The following is a 6,246-nucleotide window of genomic DNA, read 5'->3' on the forward strand; positions in this document are numbered from 1 at the left end:
TTTTAATGTTATGAATTTTAAGATTATTAGTCATCAACTGCTTTATGCTACAATGCTGTTTTATTGAACGATTAACTGGAGCACGCTATGTTAGCACACACCAAATTCCCCTTTTTAGTGACGATGTTAATTGGGTTATCTTTACCTAGTGCTTATGCTAAAACCAACACAAAGTGTTTGCCACTTAAAAAAGATGAAGCCAATATCGCTATTTGTACCAAACTGGCCGATAAAGGCGAGGCTACAGCACAAAATAATCTGGGTGAAATCTATTATCAAGATGCCTTGTTACATAAAGGCTACCACACTAAAGCCAGATTATTGTTCGAAAAAGCCGCGGCTCAAGGGTTGGCTAAAGCCCAATATAATTTGGGGGCGATGTATCGTGATGAGTTTAATAACTTTCCTGTTGCATTAAGCTGGTTTGAAAAAGCGGCCGCTCAAGGTGATTTGGATGCGCAAAATAGTATTGGTTATATCTACGAAAACGGCTCTGGCGGTAAACCGCCTCGCAACTACTTTTTTGATGAAAACGGCAAAAATACTGACCCCGATTTACCCTATATTGAAGCCAAATTTGCTCCTTATGAGTTTCAACTACCTTCTGACCCTTATTCCCGTGCAATTTACCCAATGAGCGAATTTGGTCAAGGTGTTGAGCCTGATTTGGCTAAAGCCATTGAATGGTACCAAAAAGCGGCCAATAAAGGCCATGCCCTTGCTCAAACTAATTTAGCTTATTTTTATTTATTCGGTATCGGCGTTGAAAAAGATGAAAAACAAGCCTTTGAGTTATATCAAAAAGCCGCTAAACAAAACTGCGCCCCTGCGCTTAAAACACTGGCCTTTATGTATATGCAAGGTCTTGGCACTCAGCAAGATATACCTAAAAGTTTTGCGACTCTAGAGCAGGCTTACCAGATTTTACCAGACGATAATTTATGGCATATGATAAGCCATAAAATGTATATTCGTTATTCTTTAAAGACAACACTTAAATATTATAAAGAACCATACCGACAAAAATTTGAACCAAATGATTCCAGTGATGAAGACTACATTACTGAACGGTTTAAATTCTTTAATAATATTTACCAACTTTACCTTAGAGATGGTATTGGATCAATGTATAGTTGGCAACGACCGACTTGGTCAATTGTATTAGGTGAAGCAATAGGTGAAATTACACCATTAAAAGAACGTTATTTTATTAAAAACTCTATACAAGGTTATTATGAAACTATGACAGACTTAAGTTATTATTTTAAAGGCGAAGCACAAGATATTGCAAAAGCCCAACTTTGGCGTAAATATGCTATTACTATGGGGCAGCTACCATTTGAAAATTACTGGCCAGGTTATCCTCCACTTGAAGAATAAGGGCACCTAAGTGCCATTTTTCTTTTAATGTTATGAATTTTAAGATTATTAGTCATCAACTGTTTTATGCTAAAATGCTGTTTTATTGAACGATTAACTGGAGCACGCTATGTTAGCACACACCAAATTCCCCTTTTTAGTGATTGTGTTAGTTGGATTATCATTGCCCAGTGCAGCTAAAACCAACACAAAGTGTTTGCCACTTAAAAAAGATGAAGCCAATATCGCTATTTGTACCAAACTGGCCGATAAAGGCGAGGCTACAGCACAAAATAATCTGGGCGAAATCTATTATCAAGATGCCTTGTTACATAAAGGCTACCACACTAAAGCCAGATTATTGTTCGAAAAAGCTGCGGCTCAAGGATTGGCTAAAGCCCAATATAATTTGGGGGCGATGTATCGTGATGAGTTTAATAACTTTCCTGTTGCATTAAGCTGGTTTGAAAAAGCCGCCGCTCAAGGTGATTTGGATGCGCAAAATAGTATTGGCTATATCTACGAAAACGGCTCTGGCGGTAAACCGCCTCGCAACTACTTTTTTGATGAAAACGGCAAAAATGCTGACCCCGATTTGCCCTATATTGAAGCCAAATTTGCTCCTTATGAGTTTCAACTACCTTCTGACCCTTATTCCCGTGCAATTTACCCAATGAGCGAATTTGGTCAAGGCGTTGAGCCTGATTTGGCTAAAGCCATCGAATGGTACCAAAAAGCGGCCAATAAAGGGCATGCCCTTGCTCAAACTAATTTAGCTTATTTTTATTTATTCGGTATCGGCGTTGAAAAAGATGAAAAACAAGCCTTTGAGTTATATCAAAAAGCCGCTAAGCAAAACTGCGCCCCAGCGCTTAAAACACTGGCCTTTATGTATATGCAAGGTCTTGGCACTCAGCAAGATATACCTAAAAGTTTTGCGACTCTAGAGCAGGCTTACCAGATTTTACCAGACGATAATTTATGGCATATGATAAGCCATAAAATGTATATTCGTTACTCTTTAAAGACAACACTTAAATATTATAAAGAACCATACCGACAAAAATTTGAACCAAATGATTCAAGCGACGAAGATTATATCGCTGAACGATTTCAATTTTTTAATCGAATCTATCAGTTGAATTTTACGGGTACTGTTGGGGCAATGTATGATTGGACAAGACCAACATGGTCAGTAATATTAGGTGAAACTATTGGTGAAATTACCCCACTAAAAGAGCGTTTTTTTGTTAAAAAATCGATACAAGGATATTATAAACGCATGACATTATTAAGTTACTACTATAAAGGCGAAGTGCAAGATATTGCACAAGCCCAACTTTGGCGTAAATATGCTATTACTATGGGAGAGCTACCATTTGAAAATTACTGGCCAGGCTACCCACCGCTTGAAGAATAAGGGCACCTAAGTGCCCTTATTCTTTATTTAAGCCATTTATGAACGTTATTTTGGTTTTAATTTCATCGTCAGTGACTGCTATTAGGAATTAATAATCTGTTTTATCTAGGGGTGTTTTATGTTAACCTGATGTTTTATTGAACGATTAACTGGAGCACGCTATGTTAGCATACACCAAATTCCCCTTTTTATTGATTGTGTTAGTTGGATTATCATTGCCCAGTGCGGCTAAAACCAACACAAAGTGTTTGCCACTTAAAAAAGATGAAGCCAATATCGCTATTTGTACCAAACTGGCCGATAAAGGCGAGGCTACAGCCCAAAATAATCTGGGCGAAATCTATTATCAAGATGCCTTGTTACATAAAGGCTACCACACTAAAGCCAGATTATTGTTCGAAAAAGCTGCGGCTCAAGGACTGGCTAAAGCCCAATATAATTTGGGGGCGATGTATCGTGATGAGTTTAATAACTTTCCTGTTGCATTAAGCTGGTTTGAAAAAGCGGCCGCTCAAGGTGATTTGGATGCGCAAAATAGTATTGGCTATATCTACGAAAACGGCTCTGGTGGTAAACCGCCTCGCAACTACTTTTTTGATGAAAACGGCAAAAATGCTGACCCCGATTTACCCTATATTGAAGCCAAATTTGCTCCTTATGAGTTTCAACTACCTTCTGACCCTTATTCCCGTGCAATTTACCCAATGAGCGAGTTTGGTCAAGGTGTTGAGCCTGATTTGGCTAAAGCCATCGAATGGTATCAAAAAGCGGCTAATAAAGGGCATGCCCTTGCTCAAACTAATTTAGCTTATTTTTATTTATTCGGTATCGGCGTTGAAAAAGATGAAAAGCAGGCCTTTGAGTTATATCAAAAAGCCGCTAAACAAAACTGCGCCCCTGCGCTTAAAACACTGGCCTTTATGTATATGCAAGGTCTTGGCACTCAGCAAGATATACCTAAAGGTTTTGACACTTTGGTACAGGCTTTTCGTGTTATGCCAGATAATAATCTAGAAGATGTTATCTGGCGTATTGAAACTAACGAAAATTATAAAAAATACTCACTTAAAGCTAAAATTGAAGATTATAAAAAACCGCACCGACAAAAATTTCAAATAATGGAGTCCAGTGACGAAGACTATATTACTGAAAAATTTCAATTTTTCAATCGAATCTATCAGTTAAATTTTATCAATGGGATTGGCCCTATAGAAATTTGGCCAAGACCAACATGGTCAAGCGTACTAGGTGAAACTATTGGTGAAATTACCCCATTAAAAGAACGTTACTTAGTAAAAGAGTCAATACAAGGTTACTATAAAACCATGACTTATTTAAGTTATTATTATAAAGGTGAAGCACAAGATATCGCAAAAGCCCAACTTTGGCGTAAATATGCCATCACTATGGGAGAGCTACCATTTGAAAATTACTGGCCAGGCTACCCACCGCTTGAAGAATAAGGGCACCTAAGTGCCTTTTTTTTCTTTATTTAAGCCATTTATGAACGTTATTTTGAGTCGTTAATAAAATAGACTCGTAATCGTTTTTCATACTTTCAATTGCTTTTTTGTTAATTTGGGAAAGATTAACACCGCTCTCTTCTTGGAACTTTTCAACAAACATATTGAGTTTTTTAAACGAGTTAATTTGATCTAAACTCATTCTAAATCTTAGCTCACCTTTACGTACTCCTAAAGCAGAATAGGTGATCCAAACTTGAATTTCATCGTCAGAAAAATAGTCATAAAGTAATTCTAAAACCAAAGCTATTATGCCAACAACACCTGCAAAACGGAATAATATTGTACGCATAGCAAATAGATCAAACGCTTTTTGAACGCCTTTTTTAGCAAAGCGTGCTGCTAGCTTTTCTGCCGCTGGCGTAATTTTAGCTTCAATAAAAGTTTGTACCCAAGCATAGCGATAGCTCATACACATTAACGAAAAAGCACTGCCTGAGGCAAAATAACTCAAAGATGATGCACTAGCTAAAAATATTGACAAGACACTACCAAATTCACCATCTTGTATAATGGATTTTATCATTTTAGCCCCCATTAAAAAGCTAACTAATCCAGTAAAAACACCAAAAGTAAATTTGGAATAAATAAACACTGATGTTCGCCCAGCTAAAACTTTTGTCACACTGGCTGTAATATCTGCAGCAGCGGCAATGAGCGAACTAGTAGCTATCATTTTTTCCATTATAATATCACTATCATTAGCAAACAGATTAGGCTTTTTGTCCATCACACATTGCCAGTTATAAATTTCGAATGCACCGACTAAAAAAGAAAGTCTTACACTGCGAAATTGAAGTTGTTTGCGATTAACATTGATCCCCGTACCATCTTCAAACACTTTAAAGGTAATATTTAATGCTTTTTTAAAGATATGTTCAATTTCAACCAATTGGCGATGAAGTCGTTGGTCAATATCTTTGATCACTTGGTTTAAGCTATTGCGCAGATCTTTAATCAGTTTTTTTACTTCAGCTGAATAGGCATTGGATACTAACTTTAAGCCACCACCAACATCAACACCCGAAAAACTAAGGCTTTTAAAGGTTATCCACGCTTCAAACAGTTGATATTTTAGATGAGCATAAACCACGCAGATTTCCCAAACAACCCCCGAAAGGGCCAGTATTGACGATTCGACAATCATGCCCCTAAACTATACAAACCATTACCGATAGGTTTACAGAGCTTGATCAGATTGTCGTGCATCCGCAATACTCCGTTACAAATTAGCCCTGGTGAGTCATAGTTAGCCAGATATTTGATTAAAATTGTTCTTTTACCCAGATTAGTGTTAAGGGCGATTGTGGTTAATCCTTCGATTTTTTTTAACCGTTGCAGTTCAGTAAAATACTCAAGCATTAAGGTTGCATAGCGAAATTGACTCGTAATAAATGATAGACCTTTTATACTTACTTGTTCTAAAAAATCTTTTTCATATTTGCTGTTATTTTCTTTGTTAACCACATCATAAATATTTTGAAGGACTTTCATTGCTGGCTTAAAATCGAAGAATTGTGCCCGTAATGCCAATATAACAAAGTGGGTTTTACGCAGTTTAATATAGGCGCCTGATTCAACATCGATCCCCTTTAGATGTTTAAGATCATACATTTTTTGGTTAAATTGCCGTCCTGTTTCACACCCTTCTAGCCCATGTGTTGAACGGGTATAAACCGATTGAAAATAAAATCCGTTAATATTGACATTTTTTAGTTGTTCACATTGCTCCTCTGTAATTTCTTTATTTGATAGAGCCTCTTTTACTTTTATCGTAAAGAATTTTCTACTTTTTGGCTGTACTATTTTAGGAGGTAGTTACAAATTCTAAATAAATTTTATTTCACTCCAATAATGTTTGATCCTCGCCAAAATATTAGACAGTGCCCACCTCTATCATTTTTTCATTTTGGTAATATTGTTGTTCATATTGTTCAGGTGATA

5 protein-coding genes are annotated in these 6,246 nt (G+C 36.8%); 3 read left to right on the plus strand and 2 right to left on the minus strand.

The genetic code is table 11. The features are described 5' to 3' along the window. Nucleotides 1-87 precede the first annotated feature (87 nt). From GQ589_RS03985 to GQ589_RS03995, 3 genes are all read left to right on the plus strand, one after another. Nucleotides 88-1,380 (plus strand): tetratricopeptide repeat protein, encoded by a 1,293-nt coding sequence (locus GQ589_RS03985; RefSeq protein WP_160424704.1) that lies wholly within the window; start codon nucleotides 88-90, stop codon nucleotides 1,378-1,380. 109 nt (nucleotides 1,381-1,489) lie between these two features. Further along, the gene (locus GQ589_RS03990) at nucleotides 1,490-2,779 is read left to right on the plus strand and encodes a tetratricopeptide repeat protein (RefSeq protein WP_160424706.1); all 1,290 of its coding nucleotides are present in this window, start codon (nucleotides 1,490-1,492) and stop codon (nucleotides 2,777-2,779) included. A gap of 161 nt (nucleotides 2,780-2,940) precedes the next feature. After that, nucleotides 2,941-4,242, plus strand: a complete 1,302-nt coding sequence (locus tag GQ589_RS03995; protein ID WP_160424708.1) for a tetratricopeptide repeat protein — start codon at nucleotides 2,941-2,943, stop codon at nucleotides 4,240-4,242. Nucleotides 4,243-4,267: 25 nt separating this feature from the next. On the opposite strand, the gene GQ589_RS04000 is transcribed toward GQ589_RS03995, so the two are convergent. Then, a complete protein-coding gene (locus tag GQ589_RS04000; RefSeq protein WP_160424710.1) occupies nucleotides 4,268-5,449 on the minus strand; it encodes a hypothetical protein in 1,182 nt (393 codons plus the stop codon). Next, nucleotides 5,446-5,916 carry a hypothetical protein gene (locus GQ589_RS04005; protein WP_160424713.1) on the minus strand — a complete coding sequence of 157 codons (471 nt, stop codon included), beginning with the start codon at nucleotides 5,914-5,916 and terminating at the stop codon, nucleotides 5,446-5,448. The genes GQ589_RS04000 and GQ589_RS04005 overlap by 4 nt, the downstream gene beginning before the upstream one ends. Between the last annotated feature and the right edge of the window lie 330 nt (nucleotides 5,917-6,246).

Source organism: Gilliamella sp. Pas-s27 (assembly GCF_009795865.1).
In the GTDB taxonomy this organism is placed as follows: domain Bacteria; phylum Pseudomonadota; class Gammaproteobacteria; order Enterobacterales; family Orbaceae; genus Gilliamella.